Source organism: Microlunatus ginsengisoli (assembly GCF_039537205.1).
In the GTDB taxonomy this organism is placed as follows: Bacteria; Actinomycetota; Actinomycetes; order Propionibacteriales; family Propionibacteriaceae; genus Microlunatus; species Microlunatus ginsengisoli.
Map to the genome: position 1 here is coordinate 37,227 of NZ_BAABAB010000029.1, position 17,467 is coordinate 54,693.

The 17,467-nt window shown below is 71.7% G+C and carries 13 protein-coding genes; 7 read left to right on the top strand and 6 right to left on the bottom strand.

The genetic code is table 11. The features are described from left to right. The first annotated feature begins 15 nt into the window (after nucleotides 1-15). Together ABD747_RS19215 and ABD747_RS19220 are read left to right on the top strand one after the other, a co-directional pair. Nucleotides 16-5,169, top strand: coding sequence for an acyltransferase domain-containing protein (locus tag ABD747_RS19215; protein ID WP_344807596.1), 5,154 nt, complete (start codon nucleotides 16-18; stop codon nucleotides 5,167-5,169). A gap of 104 nt (nucleotides 5,170-5,273) precedes the next feature. Next, nucleotides 5,274-5,531 (top strand): acyl carrier protein, encoded by a 258-nt coding sequence (locus tag ABD747_RS19220; protein ID WP_344807598.1) that lies wholly within the window; start codon nucleotides 5,274-5,276, stop codon nucleotides 5,529-5,531. A 48-nt stretch (nucleotides 5,532-5,579) separates the two neighbouring features. Here the strand turns inward: ABD747_RS19220 and ABD747_RS19225 are convergent, their stop codons facing one another. Both ABD747_RS19225 and ABD747_RS19230 read right to left on the bottom strand, forming a co-directional pair. Beyond that, on the bottom strand, nucleotides 5,580-6,182 hold the full coding sequence (locus tag ABD747_RS19225; RefSeq protein ID WP_344807601.1) for a MerR family transcriptional regulator: 603 nt from the start codon (nucleotides 6,180-6,182) through the stop codon (nucleotides 5,580-5,582). Between the two features lie 125 nt (nucleotides 6,183-6,307). Continuing rightward, nucleotides 6,308-7,000, bottom strand: a complete 693-nt coding sequence (locus ABD747_RS19230) for a TetR/AcrR family transcriptional regulator (RefSeq protein WP_344807603.1) — start codon at nucleotides 6,998-7,000, stop codon at nucleotides 6,308-6,310. Between the two features lie 102 nt (nucleotides 7,001-7,102). On the opposite strand from ABD747_RS19230, the gene ABD747_RS19235 reads away from it, so the two are divergent. Then, on the top strand, nucleotides 7,103-8,647 hold the full coding sequence (locus ABD747_RS19235) for an MFS transporter (protein WP_344807605.1): 1,545 nt from the start codon (nucleotides 7,103-7,105) through the stop codon (nucleotides 8,645-8,647). A 13-nt stretch (nucleotides 8,648-8,660) separates the two neighbouring features. On the opposite strand, the gene ABD747_RS19240 is transcribed toward ABD747_RS19235, so the two are convergent. Next, nucleotides 8,661-9,455 (bottom strand): Fpg/Nei family DNA glycosylase, encoded by a 795-nt coding sequence (locus tag ABD747_RS19240; RefSeq protein WP_344807607.1) that lies wholly within the window; start codon nucleotides 9,453-9,455, stop codon nucleotides 8,661-8,663. Between the two features lie 50 nt (nucleotides 9,456-9,505). Further along, nucleotides 9,506-10,438, bottom strand: a complete 933-nt coding sequence (locus tag ABD747_RS19245; protein WP_344807610.1) for a DNA-3-methyladenine glycosylase family protein — start codon at nucleotides 10,436-10,438, stop codon at nucleotides 9,506-9,508. Between the two features lie 73 nt (nucleotides 10,439-10,511). Here ABD747_RS19245 and ABD747_RS19250 point away from each other — a divergent pair, with 73 nt between their 5' ends. The 3 genes from ABD747_RS19250 to ABD747_RS19260 all read left to right on the top strand — a co-directional run bounded on the left by ABD747_RS19250 (nucleotide 10,512) and on the right by ABD747_RS19260 (nucleotide 12,269). Then, on the top strand, nucleotides 10,512-11,138 hold the full coding sequence (locus ABD747_RS19250; protein WP_344807612.1) for a SanA/YdcF family protein: 627 nt from the start codon (nucleotides 10,512-10,514) through the stop codon (nucleotides 11,136-11,138). Nucleotides 11,139-11,295: 157 nt separating this feature from the next. After that, entirely contained in the window at nucleotides 11,296-11,880 is a 585-nt protein-coding gene (locus ABD747_RS19255) for a hypothetical protein (RefSeq protein WP_344807614.1), read from the top strand. 92 nt (nucleotides 11,881-11,972) lie between these two features. After that, nucleotides 11,973-12,269: a putative quinol monooxygenase gene (locus ABD747_RS19260; RefSeq protein ID WP_344807616.1), complete on the top strand. Its 297-nt coding sequence runs from the start codon at nucleotides 11,973-11,975 to the stop codon at nucleotides 12,267-12,269. A gap of 98 nt (nucleotides 12,270-12,367) precedes the next feature. Here ABD747_RS19260 and pgi read toward each other — a convergent pair whose 3' ends face one another. Both pgi and ABD747_RS19270 read right to left on the bottom strand, forming a co-directional pair. Beyond that, complete coding sequence (gene pgi / locus ABD747_RS19265) at nucleotides 12,368-14,044, bottom strand: glucose-6-phosphate isomerase (protein ID WP_344807618.1); 1,677 nt, start codon at nucleotides 14,042-14,044, stop codon at nucleotides 12,368-12,370. Nucleotides 14,045-14,133: 89 nt separating this feature from the next. Then, nucleotides 14,134-15,459 carry an LssY C-terminal domain-containing protein gene (locus tag ABD747_RS19270; RefSeq protein ID WP_344807620.1) on the bottom strand — a complete coding sequence of 442 codons (1,326 nt, stop codon included), beginning with the start codon at nucleotides 15,457-15,459 and terminating at the stop codon, nucleotides 14,134-14,136. A 143-nt stretch (nucleotides 15,460-15,602) separates the two neighbouring features. Between ABD747_RS19270 and ABD747_RS19275 the strand changes: the two genes are divergently transcribed. Further along, the gene (locus ABD747_RS19275; protein ID WP_344807622.1) at nucleotides 15,603-17,123 is read left to right on the top strand and encodes a deoxyguanosinetriphosphate triphosphohydrolase family protein; all 1,521 of its coding nucleotides are present in this window, start codon (nucleotides 15,603-15,605) and stop codon (nucleotides 17,121-17,123) included. Nucleotides 17,124-17,467 lie beyond the last annotated feature (344 nt).

Below are 17,467 nucleotides of genomic sequence, written 5' to 3' on the forward strand. Positions count from 1 at the left end.
GAGAGGAGTCCAGCGATGCCGATCACGACCACCCAGCAGACCGACCTCGTCGCCTGGTTGCGCACCGAGAGTGCGCGGCTGCTCGCCGCCGACCCGGCCGACCTCGACGAGACCAGCAGGTTCGTCGACCTCGGCCTGGACTCGATCCGGATCACGGCGCTGGCCGCCGGGCTGTCGGACCGGCTGGGCAGCACGATCTCGCCGGCGCTGCTGTGGGCCCACCCCACGATCCGTGGCCTGGTGGCGCACCTGGCGCACCCCGACGACGCCGTGGAGCCCGCGCTGCCGGCCCGCCCGGTCCGGCACAGCGCCGAACCGGTGGCCGTCGTCGGCCTGGCCTGCCGGTTCCCCGGAGCCGAGACGCTGGAGGCGTTCTGGTCGCTGCTGAGGTCCGGCACCGACGCCGTCCGGCCGGTGCCGGCGGACCGCTGGACGCCCGATCCCCGACTGCTGGGTGGTCGGGTGCCGACCCAGGCCGGCTTCATCGACCAGCCGGTCGACGCGTTCGACCCGCTGTTCTTCGGCATCTCACCCCGGGAGGCCGCCCAGATCGATCCGCAGCAGCGGCTGTTTCTCGAGGTGGCCTGGGAGGCACTGGAGTCGGCCGGACTGGCCAACGCGACGATCCGGGGAAGCCGAACAGGGGTGTTCGCCGGGGCGATCTGGCACGACTACGCCGATCTGCACGCCGGCGACCTGGATCGGCTGTCGACCCACACCGCCACCGGACAGGCCCTGAACATGGTGGCGAACCGACTGTCGTACGCACTAGGGCTCTGCGGGCCGAGCATCACCCTCGACACCGCCTGCTCCTCCTCGCTGCTGGCGGTGCACCTGGCCTGCCAAAGCATTGCCACCGGCGAGTGCGAGACCGCGCTGGCCGGCGGGGTGAACCTGCTGCTCAGCGAGCAGACGATGGCCGCGCTGGCCCGCTTCGGCGGCCTGGCCCCGGACGGCAGGTGCAAGGCGTTCGACGCTTCCGGCGACGGCTTCGGCCGCGGCGAGGGCTGCGGCGTGGTCGTCCTCAAGAGCCTGTCCCGCGCGCTCGCCGACGGCGACCAGATCTGGGCCGTGGTCAAGGGTTCTGCGGTCAACAACGACGGCCCGAGCAACGGGCTCACCGCGCCGAACCCGGTTGCCCAGCAGGACGTCCTGCGTCGTGCGTACGAGCGGGCGAGGGTATCGCCGGCAGACGTGCACTACGTCGAGACACACGGCACCGGAACGGCGTTGGGCGACCCGATCGAGGCAAGCGCCCTCGGCGCCGTCCTGGGTGCGGGCCGCTCCGACCGCGAACCGCTGCTGATCGGCTCGGTCAAGACGAACCTCGGTCATCTCGAGGCCGCCGCCGGCATCGCCGGCTTCATCAAGACCGTGCTCGCGCTGCGGCACGGACGGGTCCCGGCCAACCTGCACTTCACCACCCCGAACCCGCACATCGACTTCGACGCGCTGCGGGTCCGGGTGCCCAGCCGGCACGCCCCCTGGCCGGCGAGCCGCCGGCTGGCCGGGGTGAGCTCGTTCGGCTGGGGCGGCACGAACGTTCACGTCGTGCTCGGCGGCTGGTCCGAGCCCGCCCCGCTGCCCCGGCTGGTCGCCGCGGCGTCGCCGGCCACGCCGAGCGGGAAGCTCGCGTTCGTCTGCTCGCCGCACGGTCACCAGTGGACGGGAATGGGCCGCTCGATGCTGCGCACCGAACCGGTCTTCCGGGCCATCGTCGAGCGCTGCGACCGGGCGCTCGCACCGCTGACCGGCTGGTCCCTGCTGGCCGAGCTGCATGCCGAGGAGGACCCGGCCCGGGCCGCAGACGTCTCGGTCGTCCAACCCCTGCTGTTCAGCGTCCAAGTGGCCCTGGCCGGTTGGCTGGAGTCCCGCGGCGTTCGTCCTGACGCGGTGGTCGGGCACAGTCTCGGCGAGATCGCGGCGGCCGTCATCGCCGGCATGCTGCCGCTGGAGGAGGCCGCCCGGCTGGTCCACCACTACAGCCGCCACCAGCGTCGGATCGCCGCCGACGACCAGGGGATGGCCGTCGCGGAACTGTCCGCGGCCGAGATCGGTGAGCTGTGCGCACCGGGCGGCCCGTACGCCGGTCTCAGCGTGGCAGCGCACAACGGGCCGCGATCGACAGCGGTAGCCGGTGACGTACCCACCCTGCGGCGGCTGCTCGCCGGCCTCAAGGATCGGGGCGTCCTCTGCGCGCTGATCAAGGTGAACGTCGCCGCCCACAGCGCGGCCATCGACCGGGTGGGAGCCGACCTGATCACCGACATCGGCGAGCTCGCGACAACCCCGGGCCGCATTCCGATGTTCTCCACCCTGACCGGGCGCCCGATCGAGACCGGACAGCTCGACGGGTCCTACTTCGCCGCCGGGCTGCGTTCGACCGTGCTGCTGGCCGAGGCCACCGCGGCGATGCTGGCGGACGGGTGCGACACCGTGGTCGAGCTCAGCGCGCACCCGGTGCTGCAGTCCGCGCTCGAGCAGAGCGCGGCCACGGCCGGGATCACCGCGACCGTCCTCGGCACCATGGCCCGCGGGGATGACGACCGGCTCGGGGTCTGGAGCGCGCTGCGGGAACTGGGCCGCCGCGGCCACGTCCGCACCGAGCCCGCCCCGCCGGCGACTCCTGAGCTCGTCACCGTATGCGCCGCGTCGGCCACCGCCCTGGCGTCCGCAGCCCGGCAGCTCGCCGCCGCCCTGGAGACGCGCCCGATCCCCGTCGCGGACCTCGCTGCCGCGACCGCGCGCCGCGACCAGCGGCCGTACCGGCTCGCGGCCGTCGCGGAATCGAGCGGCGAGCTCACCACGGCGCTCCGCGAGTTCGCCGACGGCGCGCCCGCGGGTGGCTTCCACTCCTCCGCCGGGCCGGCCCGCCGGCCCCGGGTGGCCTTCGTCTTTCCCGGTCAGGGCTCGCAATGGCTCGGCATGGGCCGTGACCTGCTGGAACAGGAGCCCGCGTTCGCCGCCGCCGTCCGCGCCTGCGACGCGGCCGCCTCGTCCTATGTCGACTTCTCCATCCTGCGCGAGCTGACGGCCGAGGAGACCCGATCACAGTTGGATCGGATCGATGTCGTGCAGCCGACACTGTTCGCGGTCGAGTACGCCCTGGCGTGCCTGTGGGAGTCGTGGGGAGTTCGGCCGGACGCGGTGGTCGGGCACAGCATGGGCGAGGTCGCGGCCGCCGCGTACGCCGGTGCGTTGAGCCTCGACGACGCCGCCCGGATCATCTGCGAGCGCAGCCGGCTGATGCGCCGGCAGAGCGGGCGCGGCGCGATGCTGCTGGTCGAGCTGTCGGCACCCGAGGCCGCGGAGGCCCTCGGCGCACGGACCGACGCGTCGGTCGCCGTCTGCAACAGCGCGCGGTCCACCGTGCTGTCCGGCGACTGCGGCGTCTTGGCGCAGGTCGCCCAGGAGCTGGCCGCCCGAGACGTGTTCTGCCGCTGGGTCAAGGTCGACGTCGCGTCCCACAGCCCGCAGATGGCTGAGCTGCGTGACGACCTGGTGCGCCTGCTGGCCACGGTCCGCGGATGGGCACCGCGCATCCCGATGCACTCGACCGTGACCGGTGGGCGCTGCACCGGGCCGGACCTGGACGCCGCGTACTGGTTCGCCAATCTGCGCTCGCCGGTGCTCTTCGCCGACCAGATCGAGCACCTGATCGCCGACGGCTGCACCGCGTTCGTCGAGCAGAGTCCGCACCCGATCCTGCTGCCCGCCGTGCAGCAGGTCGCCGCTGCCGCCGGTGCCACCGGCGTCGCCGCGTTGCCGTCGCTGCGCCGCGGCGAGCCTGCGCGCGCGGTGCTGCTCGGCTCCGTGGCCGAGCTCTACGTCCGCGGCACGCCGGTCGATCGGGAGCGGGTCTCCACTCCGGGTCGGCGCACGGCCATCCGGCCGCTACCGAGCTACCCGTGGCAGCGCGAGCGGCTGGGCGAGGACGTCGTCGGGCCGACCCCACGCGCGCAACGGCGAGAACTGCTCGGCGAGGGCATCGAGTCGGCGCTGCAGCCGGGTACGCACCTGTGGCGGGTCGATCTCGATCGGCGCACCGCCGAGATCGCCGACCACGTGATCGGCGGCGAGGCGATCGTTCCGGCCGCGCTGTGGGCCGACCTGGCACTCCGCGCCGCCCGGCAGGTCTTCACCGGTCGTCCACCGAGCGGCTTCGTGCTCGAGCGATTGCGCTTCCGGGCACCGCTGGCGGTCGCCGAGCAGACCCAGGCCGCCCAGCTGGTCCTGATCCGAGACGAGTCCCACGCCCGGCTGCGGATCTTCGACGGCGAGCGGACCTGCGTCGCCGAGGGCGAGGTATCCGTGCTGCCGGCCCAGCCAGAAGCACCCGGCCAGTCCGATCTGGCCGCCATCCAGGTCCGGCTGGCCGAGGCCGATCCTGGTGCGGAGTTGTACGCCGACCTGGCCGGCCGCGGGTTCGCATACGGTCCCGGATACCGCCGGATCGGCCGGATTCATCGCGGCACCGACGATGTGGTCGCCGAACTCGATGCGCCGCTGGGCGGCCTGGACCACCTGTTGCACCCGGGCCTGCTGGACGGCGCCCTGCAGACCGCCCTGGTGGCGGCGCTGCCGTTCGCCGGTGCCGATCGGCGCGTACTGGTCACCGCCGGCGTCGAGCGGCTCGTCGCGTACGCCGGTCTGAACGGCCGCTGCCTGGTGCGGTCCAGCGCCCGGCGTGCCGGACCGGGCTACCGGGCCGACGTGGCGATCTTCTCCGCGACCGGAACCCTGCTGGCTGAAGCCATCGGAGTCACCCTTCTCCGATCGGCCGCGACTGCTGCCCCCGCGCCCGCACCGGCGCGCGAGGGAGCGGTCGAACGCAGTGAGTCGCGGGCCCCTGAGGCGATCCCTCCCGGGGCCCGCGACTCGCTATTGCAGATCCCGGACCGAAGGCTCCGGCGGCGGGCCCTGGAGCAGGCGACGGCCGAGTGTGTGGCGGCCGTGGCCAGGACCTCGGTGGCCCGGATCGACCCGGACATGACACTGAACGGGCTCGGCATCGACTCGCTGATGACCATGGAGTTGCGGAACCGGCTGGAGCAGACCTTCGGGGTGAAGTTGTCCCCGACCGTCATCCTCGCCCACCCCACGGTCCGCGAGCTCGTCCCCCAGGTCGCCCAGCGCGCGGGGATCCTGCTCGACGCCGAGCGCTGCTGACGCGCCGTCGTCGACCCGGCTCGAGCCGGACTCGACCGGGTCACGACCGCCGGCTGGCAGCGTGGACCGCACAAGCCCACACCAGATCTGAAGGAGTGACGACGATGGCGGAGTTCGGAAAGGACCAGCTGGTCGAGGCGATGCGGGCGGCGGCCGGCGAGGACGAGTCGACCGACCTGGCGAGCACGGTATTCGAGGCGAGCTTTGCCGACCTCGGCTACGACTCCCTCGCCGTGCTCGAGATCGCGAGCCGGATCGAGCGGGAGTACGGCATCGACCTGCCCGAGGACACCATGGCCGGGGTGGAGACCCCGGCCGAGCTGGTCGACCTGGTCAACGGCCAGCTGCGCGCGGTCGCCTGAGCCGGGAGCCGCTCGCTCCTCGCGAGCGGCTCCCACCGCAGCGAGGTGTTAGGACGGCTGCTCCGGGGCGGGCAGCGGGAGCTGCCGGAGGCGCTCGCGCAGCTCGTCGCGTTCGTGCTGGCTGAGCTCGTCGTACCGGCGCGAGCGCTCGGCACCCATCGTGGTGAGCTCGGCGTCGTCGAGCCCGCCCGCGTATGCCCGCCGGCTCTCGATGAGCTTGCCGACCTGCTCGGGGGTCAGTGGCTGGATCATGGTCATGGTCTCCTCTACTAGGTGCAGGAACTGCTCGGTCGATGGTTCGGCGGACGACTCCAGTGCGGCCAGCACGCCGAGCAGCCTTGCCCGCAGCGCGCTGGACTGCCGGATCCGCTCCTCGACCACGGCCAGCTGGTGGCGAACCAGCTCGCCGGCGTCCTGGTCGGGTTCGGCGTCCAGCACCTGACCGATCTCCTCCAGCGACAGCCCGAAGCTGCGCAGGACGATGATGCGATGCAGGCGTACGACGTCGGAGCTGTCGTAGCACCGGTGCCCGCCCGGCGTCCGCGACGACGGGCGTAGCAGGCCGAGCTGGTCGTAATGGTGCAACGTCCGCACCGTGATCCCGGTGTCCCGGGCCAGCTCGCCGATCCTGCGCGGCGTCTCGTCGGCCATCGACTCCTCGTTCCTTGTGTGACCTCGACGCTACAAGCTGACGCAGCGTCAGGTTCAAGTCCTCTTTCGAACGACTTCTTCGGGCCCGCGAGGACGGACCCACGGACGGCATCCGGCGCAATCCGTCAGGCTCGCCCGCCGGCCCGACCGATCCCGACCAGCAGCAGGTCCAATCCCGCTGTGAACTGCTCGCGGTCGTCGTGTTCGCGGACCGTGCCGGCAACCCGGCGGACGAAGGCGAACTCCTGCTCGTCCAGCTCCTCCCAGCGGGCGACCGCCGCGGCCAGGTAGTCCTCGCGGTCGGTGTCGCCGACCACCCGGCTGAGGGCCCGGGCCATCTGGGTGCCGACCCCGACCACGTAGTTGAGCACGGCGCTCGCGGCATAGAACTGCTGGTCGGCGGGCAGACCCGCCTCGGTGACCAACCGCCCGAACCGGTCCAGCAGCCGGAGCGTGTTCTGCTGCCCGGGGTTGCTGGTCAGGTGCGGCCCGGCCCACGGGTGCCGGTCCAGCTCGTCGAACACGGCCAGCGCCAGTCCGCGGAGCACGGCCATCGGCTCCTCGCCCGGCTGCTCGGGGACCGCGTCGAGCGCGTTGGCGACCACCCGGTCGCAGGCCAGGTTGATCAGGTCGGCCTTGTCCTGGACGTACCAGTAGACCCCGCCGGGCCCGGTGCCCAGACCCTCGGTCAGCCGCCGGAAGGTGAGCCCGCGCTCGCCGTGCTCGTCGAGGATCGCGACGGCCTCGGTCAGCACGACGTCGAGGGACAGCGTGTTGCGGCGGCGTTCCGACCTGGCAGGGCTGGGCTGAATGGACATGCCGAACATCTTGCCACGGTCTAGAACGACGTTCTATATTGGAGCAGTGTTCCAGTATGGAGCATCGTTCCATTCGATCGGCGTGACCCTCAGGAGGTTCCGATGAGCACCACGCACACTCCCACCGCACCTGCCTCCGCCGGAGCGACGTCGCTCCGCGCGGTGTGGCCGGCACTCCTCGGGTTGTCCCTGGTCTTTCTCGTCGAGATGCTGGACAACACGGTGCTCAACGTCGCGCTGCCGACGATTGCCCGCGACCTCCACGCCGACCCCTCGGACCTGCAGTGGATCACCGGCATCTATCCGATGGTCTTCGGCGGACTGATGCTGGTCTTCGGCTCTCTGGCTGACCGCTTCGGTCGCCGCCGGGTGATGCTGATCGGGCTGGCGATGTTCGGGTTGGCAAGTCTCAGCGTGGCGGTGGTCAGCACGCCGGGTGAGCTCATCGCGGTCCGGGCGGCGATCGGTGTCTCCGCCGCGATGACCGCGCCCGGCGCGATGGCGATGACGTTCCGCCTCTTCACCGACGACGATCTGCGGGTCCGCGCCTCGACGCTCATCTCGACTGTCGGGATGGCAGGATTCGCCGTCGGGCCGGTGCTCAGCGGGCTGGTCCTCGGCCTGGTCAGCTGGCGCTACCTGCTGCTGGTGAACGTGCCGATCGCCGTCGTCGCCTTCCTCGCCGTTCGACTCGGCATCCCGGCCGACGATCCCGCCGGCCTGCACCGGGAGCGCATCGACCTGCCCGGGGCACTGCTCGGGACGGCTGCGGTGATGCTCGCCATCTGGGCGCCGACACTGGGTGTGCAGAACGGCTGGACGAACTGGACCACGCTGACCACGGCCGCGCTGGCCGTCGCCTGCGTGATCGCCTTCGTCGTCGTCGAACGCACGGTCGCCCATCCCATGCTCGACCTCGCGCTGGTGCGCCGCGCGCCGGTTGCCTCCGGGCTGCTCAACCAGGTCGCGCTGGCCATCGCGCTCGGTGCCATCGGCTTCACCGTCACCTTGCACCTGCAGCTCGCGTGGGGTTGGACGCCGTTCCAGGCCGCCCTCGGCGGTCTGCCGCAGGTCATCACCATGCTGGCCATCGCGCCGGTCGTCTCGAAGTTCGTGAAGAAGCTCGGCCTGCGCCGGGCCGGACTCGTGGCCGGCGGGGTCGTGGTGACGGCCGTGCTGAGCTATGCGCTGCTGGGCCGCTTCGGATACGGGTGGATCGCCCTCTACATGGTGCTGGCCGCCGCGAGCCTGCGGGTCATCATGATCTGCGCGACGATCAGCGTGATGAAGGGCCTGCCCCCGAACCGCACCTCGATCGCCGCGGCCCTCAGCGACACCAGCCAGGAGATCGGCAGCGGCGTCGGCGTCGCGATCGGCGGCACCGTCTTCGCCGCGCTCGTCGCCGCACCGATCACCGGCGCGGCGTGGACACCGGAGGTGATCGCCGACTTCGAGGACGCGGTCACCATCTCCGGAGTGATCGTGGCCGTGATCGCGTCAGCGCTGCTGATCTGGGGCGCGGTTCTGACCCGGGGCGTCACCTTCGGGCCGCCGCCCAAGCCGGCAGCGCCCGAGGATGCACCGGAGCCGGCCGCGGGCGCCGCCCCCGCATCGGCCCAGCAGCCCGCCGGCGCCGGCAGCCGCTGACCCGACCGTCCGCTCACGGCCTCCGGTCGGGCTGGCAGCGCGAACACCAGTAGCTGCGCCGCTCCTGACCGGTCGGGCCGAACTCCTCGGTGCTGATCGGGGTGCCGCAACGGCGGCAGGGCTGGTTGCCGCGCTCGAAGACGTACGCCCGGCGGCCGGGTCGGGTGTCGCCGGTCGAGGTCTGGGCGACCTGCCACCGGTTGGCGCTCATCAGCAGCTGGGCGCGTTGGACCAGCCGGCGGAGATCGGGTACGTCGGTGACCGGCGTCCGCGGGTGGACACCCTGCAGGAACAAGATCTCGGCCCGATAGAAGGTGCCGATCCCGGCCAGGTTGCGCTGGTCGAGCAGCGCCTCGCCGACGGCGCGGGTCGGATCCGTCCCGATCCGGCGGAGTGCCTCGTCGAGATCCCAGTCGGGGCCGAGCAGGTCGGGCCCGAGGTGGCCGACGACGGTGTCCTCCTCGGCGGTGGGCAGCAGCTCCAGCACCGGCAGGCGATATCCGACGGCGACGTGATCGGCGGTGCCGAGCACCGCCCGTACCTGCCAGTCGGGTCCGCCGGACCAGGCGCGGCCCGCCTGATAGATCCGCCAGGCGCCGTCCATCCGGAAGTGACTGTGCAGGGTGAAGCCGTCCGCCAGCCGGAACAGCTGGTGCTTCCCGCGCGAGACCACCTCGCGGATCTCGACGCCGGTCAGGTCGGTCGTGGCCAGTGTCGGCACCCGGAACTCGCACCTGGCCAGCCGGCGGCCGGCCAGCACCTCGTTCAACCGGTAGCAGGAACGGAATACCACGTCACCCTCCGGCACGAAGCTCCTCCCGACCGCTGCCTCCCGCGCCGCGGACGGCGGCGCCGGGGTCAGGCTACGTCGGCGACCTCCGGACGGCTGCCGACCGCACGCAGCATCACCGTCGCCCAGGTGCGGAACGGGCGCCAAGCCTCGGCGATCTCGGCCAACTCCGCGTCGGACGGGTCGTGGTCGAGCCCGTACAGCTCCCGGATCACAGCGCGCGACCGGCTCTCCTCGGTGGACAGGACGTCGGTGAGTCCGAGCGCCCGCACCACCACCAGCGCGCTGTAGAACGGTCCGATCCCGGGCAGCTGCTGGAGATCCTCCTTCGCCTCCTCCGGTGACATCGCCCGCAGCCGCGCCACGTCCAGCCGGCCGCGGATCGTCGCCTCGGCCACGGCGTGCAGCCGCGGGACCCGGTCCTGCGGCAATCCGGGGAAGGCCTCCAGCGCCAGCAGCGTGCTCGGCGTGGGCAGCGCCGGCGTCGGCACACCGGCCAGCTCGAACGCGGCGCCGTGTGCTGCGGACAGCCGGCCGCGTAGAGCGATGCCCTGCGGCCGAGCCCGCCGCGCACTGACGATCGACCAGACCGCCGCCTCGTAGGGCGAATAGAAGAGCGCGGGCCGGAAGCCGGGCGCAACCCCCTCCAGCCGGCGCAGCACCGGATCGGCCGCGACCACCCGCTGCCACACCGCGCCGTCCGCGTCGACCGAGAGCACCCGGGCGACCTGCCGGCTGACCATCGTGAGATCGGCCTCCGCGCCGGGCCGGTCGTGCACGGTCAGCTCGAGCGTGGACCCGCGCTGCCGGACCTCGACGCCGACCTGGTCCTGGTAGCTGTCGTCGACACAGAACGCGAGTCGCATCACGCCGTCGAAGCTGCGCTCGTCGCGGTGGCCGAAGCCCATCAGCGCGACCTCGCGCAGATCGTACGGACCGCTGATCTCGATGCTGGTGGTCCGGGTGGGTCCGCTCCCCGGTGCGCTGTCCCTCGTGCTCATGCCGACGAGCATCCACCCGACCACCGACAGTCTTGCCGGTCCCGCCTATCGCCGACCCGAATAGCCTGGCCCGGTGCCGAATCCCTGGTCGCGACCGATCCGTCTACTCGCCGCTACGGCCGGGCTCGGGTTCGCCGCGCTCGCCGGATGCATCGCTTGGGTCCGCGCGCCGGCCCGCGGGCGCATCGTCGGCGAGCACAACGCGCCACGAGTCCCGCTGGCGCTGGTGCTCGGCGCCCAGGTCTATCCGAGCGGCTGGCCGTCGGCCTTCCTCCGGGCCCGGCTCGATCTCGGCAAGCGGCTGTATGACGCCGGCCGGGTGCAGCGGATCCTGGTCTCCGGCGCCTGCGACGCCCCGGAGTACGACGAGCCGAAGGCGATGCGGGCGTACCTGATCCGGGCCGGGGTCCCGGCCGCCGACATCATCGTCGACGCGCACGGCGTGGACACCTACGACTCGTGTGTCCGGGCGCGGGACGTGTTCGGACTGGACGAGGTAGTGCTGGTCTCGCAGAGCTATCACCTGCCGCGCGCGGTCGGCACCGCCCGTCGGCTGGGCCTGAGGGCGTACGGCGTCGGCGACGAGAGCGTGCGCGCGCGGCGCGAGCCGTGGATCAGCGGCTCGATCCGGGACCGGCTGGCCTGCGTCAAGGCCGTCCGCGACCTGCTCAGCCACCGACCCCCTGCCGTCGACCGCTGATCCCTCCCCGACTTTCCCCGACTCGGAAACTGTGCAGGTCCGGCAGCGACACGCCGGCCGACCCTGCAACAACGGCACAGTTTCCGGGCTCGGGGCATTCCGTGCACGTCTGCGTTGTGTAATCATGTAATTACTGACACGTTGTAAGGAGAGCGGGATGAGCTGGGATCCATCGGAGGATGAGGCCGGGCAGGGCCGGCGCGGGCATGGTCGGCGCGGCTTCGGCCGACCGGGCGGGTGGCAGAACGCCGACGTACCGCCCGCGGACGATGCCGCGGCCTGGTTCGAGGGCCGGCTGCCGAGCGAGTGGTTCACCGCGGTCGAGGTCACCGTTGACCGCGAGGAGATCACCGTGATCGGCACGCTGCCCGACGAGACCGTCGAGGAGGGGGCGCAGGCCGAGGGGCGGATCGGCCGGTTCCGGGCCGACACCCGGGCCCGCCGGATCGAGATCGCCGAAGAGGCGCAGGCGCGATACGGCCGCAAGGTGTCGTGGGGCGCGCGGCTCGGGGAGACCCGGATGCTCTTCACGCATATCTCGGTGCCGGTGATGACCCGGCTGCGCCAGCCCGAGCGGCAGGTGCTGGACACCTTGGTCGACGCCGGTGTCGCCCGGTCCCGGTCCGAGGCGCTGGCCTGGGCGGTCAAGCTGGTCGGCGAGCACACCGAGTCCTGGCTGGCCGACCTGCGCAAGGCGATGGAGGAGGTCGACAAGCTGCGGGCGGCAGGCCCGGATCTCTAGGCCCGGGAACTCCTCTGGCGGGCACCCGGTCGAGCCGGCGATCCGGCCGCGCGGGAAGGTTGGCTCAGCCGACGTCGAAAAGGAGCCGACCCGTGAGCGAATCCCCCCTGTATCTGGTGGTCACCATCTACCCGCGCCCCGAGCAGCTGGCCGAAGCCACCGCCCAGCTCCAGCAGATGGCGGCCAACGCGATGACCGAACCGGGTTGCGACTACCAGACGCTGGTCGTATCGGACGACGAGCCCGGCTGCCTGACGATGCTGGAGAAGTTCGTCAGCCGGGCCGCCTGGGACGAGCACATGGAGACCGAGCACAACAAGCGCGGCAACGAGACCCTCGAGCCGATGCTGGCCAAGCCCTCCGTCCTGCGGCTCTATACCGAGGCCTGAGGTGACCTCGACCTACCTGGCCTGACACGACCTACGTGCCCTGAGCCTGTCGAAGGGCGCACCCGGCCCTTCGACAGGCTCAGGGTCCGTTGATCGGGTCAGCGCGTCCGCTGGGAGAGGTAGTAGCGGATCAGCGACTGGGTCGAGGCATCCTGCTCGGCCAGCGCCGTCTCGTCGCCGGCGACGGCCGGTGTGACCTTCAGCGCCAGTTGCTTGCCCAGCTCGACCCCCCACTGGTCGAAGCTGTCGATTCCCCAGACGATGCCCTGGGTGAAGGTGATGTGCTCGTACAGCGCGATCAGCTGGCCGACCACCGACGGGGTCAGCGCCGGCGCCATGATCGAGGTGGTCGGCCGGTTTCCGGAGAAGACCCGGGCCGGGACGATCGGCTCGGGCGTGCCCTCGGCTCGCACCTCGTCGGCGGTCTTGCCGAACGCCAGCGCGGCGGTCTGGGCGAAGAAGTTCGCCAGGAACAGCTCGTGGACGTCCTTGTCGCCGTCGACCAGCGGCCGGGCCGGGTTGGCCACCGCGATGAAGTCGGCCGGGATCAGCTGAGTGCCCTGATGGATGAGCTGATAGAACGCGTGCTGGCCGTTGGTGCCGGGCTCCCCCCAGAACACCTCGCCGGTCTTGGTGGTCACGGGCGAGCCGTCCCAGCGCACGCTCTTGCCGTTGGACTCCATGGTCAACTGCTGCAGGTACGCCGCGAACCGGTGCAGATACTGCGCGTACGGCAGCACGGCGTGGGTGCGGGCGTCGAAGAAGTTGACGTACCAGACGTTCAGCAGTCCCATCAGCGCCGGTACGTTCTCGGCCAGCGGCGTGTTCAGGAAGTGCTCGTCGATGGCATGGAAGCCGGCCAGGAACTCGGCGAAGTTGTCGGGCCCGATCGCCACCGCGACGCTGGTCCCGATCGCGGAGTCGACCGAGTAGCGGCCGCCGACCCAGTCCCAGAAGCCGAACGCGTTCTCCGGGTCGATGCCGAACGCGGCCACCTTGTCCAGCGCGGTCGAGACGGCGACGAAGTGCTTGGCCACCGCGGCCCGGGCCGCCTCCTCGCCCTCCACGATGGCGCCGGCCGAGAGCAGCCCGCGGAGCAGCCAGTCGCGCGCCATCCGGGCGTTGGTCAGGGTCTCCAGCGTTGTGAAGGTCTTGGACGCAACGATGAACAGGGTGGTCGCCGGGTTCAGGTCGGCGGTCTTCTCGTACACGTCGGTGGGGTCGATGTTGGAGACGAACCTGACCTCGAGGCCGGGCTTGACGTACGGCTTGAGCGCCTCGTACACCATCACCGGGCCCAGGTCGGAACCGCCGATGCCGATGTTGACCACGGTCTCGATCGGCGCACCGGTCACCCCGGTCCACTCGCCGCTGCGGACCTTCTCCGCGAACGCGTACACCTTGGTGAGCACGTCGTGCACTTCGCCGACGACCTCGACGCCGTCCACCTCGAGGGTGGCGCCCCGCGGCTTGCGCAGTGCGGTGTGCAGCACGGCTCGGTTCTCGGTGACGTTGATGTGCTGGCCGGAGAACATGGCGGCCCGCCGGCCCGGCAGGTCGACCTCCTCGGCCAGCCGGACCAGCGCGGCCAGGACCCCGGTGTTGACCAGGTTCTTCGACAAATCCACGACCAGGTCGCCGGCGGCGAAGGTCAGGTCGTCGACCCGGCCGGGATCGGCCGCGAACCAGCCGCGCAGGTCCGGCTCGAACGCGGCCTTCAGCTCGGTCAGCTCGGCCCAGGCCTGGGTGGTCGTCGGGTCGACGGGATCGCTCATGATCAACTCTCTTTGCGGGTCGATGGTCCGTCCGGCAGCCTACTGAGCGTGCTCGGCGCTCTCCCGGCGAGGTGGCGCAGGGCGGCCGGCTACGGCGCCGGGGAGATGGCGGCGGTCCGGGCGGCGCTCACCCGGGCGCGGTCGGTGTAGTCCCGGGCCCGATGGCTGGACAGCGCCAGCAGGACCAGGATGCTGACGGCGACGGTGAGCAGGTTCGTCTGCAGCCCGACCCGCTCGCTGCCGTTCGCGTTGGCGACGAAGGCCGACACGATCGTCACCGAGCTGTACAGCATCAGCACCAGCCGGGCCAGTCTCGATCCTCTGAGCACGGCCAGCCCGAAGACCAGGTCCACCAGGGCGCCGATCGCGAAGACCGCGCCGATGGCGACGAACGCCCCCGGCGAGTCGGTGTCGAGGTCGCCGCCGGCCGCCTGCACCGCGGCCAGGGCGTCGGGGTAGACGCCGAGCAGCACGAACCCGGCGGCGATCACCAGGAATCCGAACGCACGGACGAACGCGACCACCGCGCCGAACACGATCTGAACGGGCCGCTTGTCGCGGCTGTCAGTGCCGCCCGACGGCACCAGGACGTCCGCGGCGGTGACCGCGCCGAGGTCCATGATCGGCAGGTCGCCGTCGGTCTGGATCAGGTCGCCGCCGCCGTTGCGGGCGTGATAGCCGGTGGAGAAGTCCTCGATCACCCGGACCGCCAGCCGCGGCTCCGCCCGGCGAACGGTGTCCAAGATGTAGTCGCGCTCGATGTCGGTGTTCGCCTCGATCTTGTGGGTCACCTGGAACGTGAACAGCGACAGTCCCACGGCGCGGTCGAACGTCCCGGCCGCCAGCCAGTCGACGCGGCCGCCGCCGGGCAGCAGCCAGCCGTCCGGGCAGCGCCAGAACCGCACGTGGTGGCGCTGGGCGGTGCTGCCACCCACCTCCTGCTGGTAGGCGAAGTCCTGCTGCCGGTCGAACAGCATCAGCGGGCTGACCGGGGCGTTCGGATAGCTCCGCCGGCGCAGCGTCGCCGCGATCATCCTCCGGGTGCTGGCGGAGTCGAGGTCGTCGGCCCGGATCCAACCGGCGGCCAGCATGGCGGCATGGATCTGGCCCTCGGACCCCATCAGCGCGAGGTTGACCGGATCCCCGAGCAGGCCGTCGCTGGTCCGGGTCCGGCCGATGAAGTAGCCGGGGACGTACAGCCGGGTGAGGATGCGGTGCAGCCGCGGCAGCACGAGGTAGGTGAACACGACCCAGAAGACGACCAGCAACAGCATCGGCCAGCCCGGACGTACGCCCTCCCGCAGCAGCAGATAGGCCAGCCAGAGCGCGGACACCCCGGCAAACGCGAACAGGACGCCGTCCAGCTTCGCGGTGAACGACCACCAGTGGCTGCGAGCCCTCGCCTTGCGCGGCATGCGCACCAGTCTGTGGCACCCGGGACAGGACGTGAACCCGAAAATCCGCCCCTCGTGCTATCCGGGACGCGAGAGCCACGCGTGGTCACGTCGGGAAACGCGCGCCGAGGGGCGGAATTTCGGGTTCGGCTAGCTTTGCCGCCATGGATCCGCGGCTGGCGAGGGCACGTCCGAGCGCCGAACGACCGTACGCCGCCGGCGAGTCGGAGTTCCGCTCCGACCTGGAGCGGATCCGGTTCGCCCAGTCGTACTCCCGGCTGGCCGAGGTCACCCAGGTGGTCACCGCGGGCGCGACGTCCGGGGTGGTCCACAACCGGTTGACCCACACCATCAAGGTGACGGCGGTGGCCCGGGCGATCGCCGTCCGGCTGCTCCGTACCGAGGACCGCGACCTGCTCCGCGGGCTCGGTGGGCTCGACCACGTCGTCGTGCAGTCGGCCGCCGGCGCGCACGACCTGGGTCACCCGCCGTTCGGGCACCTCGGCGAGCGGGCACTGGACCGGCTCGCCCGGACCCGGTTCGGGCTGGTGGACGGCTTCGAGGGGAACGCTCAGACGTTCCGGATCCTGACCGAGCTGGAGGTGCACGGCCCGAGCGACGAGGGGCTGAACCTGACGGCCGCGGTCCGCGCGGCGGTGCTGAAGTATCCGTGGGCGCGGGTGCACGTGCCCGACCCGCACCCGACCAGCTGGGAGCTCCCGCCCCGCGGCGCCGGTCACGGCCGCGAGGGCACCGGAGCGGCGAAGTTCTCCGCCTACCTGATCGACGTGCCCGAGATGCAGGACGTGCTGTCGGCGTTCCCGGACCTGCCGGCGGGCCGGCAGACGCTGGAGTGCTCGGTGATGGACCTGGCCGACGACATCGCGTACTCGTTGCACGACGTCGAGGACTTCCACCGCTCCGGCGTGCTGCAGTTCTCCCCGGTGTCCAGCGAGTTCCGGTCCTGGCTGGTGGACCGGGCTCAGTTCTCGCTGATGGACCCGCGCGACCTCACCCGCGCCGACCGCCGCCCGGGCGCCGGGCTCGAACGGCTGCGCCGGCGGCTCGCCGCACGGGACGACTGGATGTTCGACGAGGACACGTTCGCGACCGCGGTGACGACCGTCGGCGAGGAGTTCGTGGACGGCGTGCTGGCCAGCCCGTACGACGGGTCGATGGCGGCGGACCGGGCCATCTCCGGCTTCGTCTCCCGCTGGATCGACCACCTGATCTCCGCGGTCGAGGTCACGCCCGACCCGGCCGTCCGCTCCGGCTATGCCGCGATGGAGGGGCCGGCCTGGCACGAGGTGCAGGTGCTGAAGTTCGTCAACTCCTACTTCATCCTGGAACGGCCCGACCTCGCCATGTTCCAGCGTGGCCAGGAGCAGACGATCGAGCAGCTGGTGGTCGGCCTGGACGAGTGGCTGTCGGACCGCAGCGACGCGGTCCGAGCGCCGCGGCGGCTGATGGACCTGGTCAACGCGGCGATGTACGGCTATCGCCGGCTCGCCGAGGACCATCCCGACTGGCTGAACGGCAAGGTGTCGGAGGCGCAGCTGGCGCGCATGGGCCGGGGCCGCGGCATCGTCGACTTCGTCAGCAGTCTGACCGACGCCCAGGCGGTGGCCTTCGCCGCCCGGCTCGCCGGCGCCACCGGGGTGCTCTGGACCAACGGCGCCCTCTAGGCGCCTGCGCGCCGCGCTCGGAGCCGCTTCGCCGCTCCTCGGATCCCCTGTGGCTCTCCGGATCCTCTGTACGGGATCCGAGGCGGTCCAAGGGATCCGAAGTCCGGTTCGGAGCCGGGTGCTGTTCCCCGGATCCCCTGTCGCTCCCCGGATCCCCTGGTGCTCCTCGGATCCCCTGTAGCTCCTCGGATCCCCTGCACGGGATCCGAAGCGATCCACGGGATCCGAAGATCCGGTCGGCGTACGGCGGCGACGGGTGCATCCGGTCGGACCACCGCCTGAGAACCCAGAGATATGGCTGGCTCCCCCACCTCCGCGGACCGCGTCCGCAGCGTCGCGGTTCT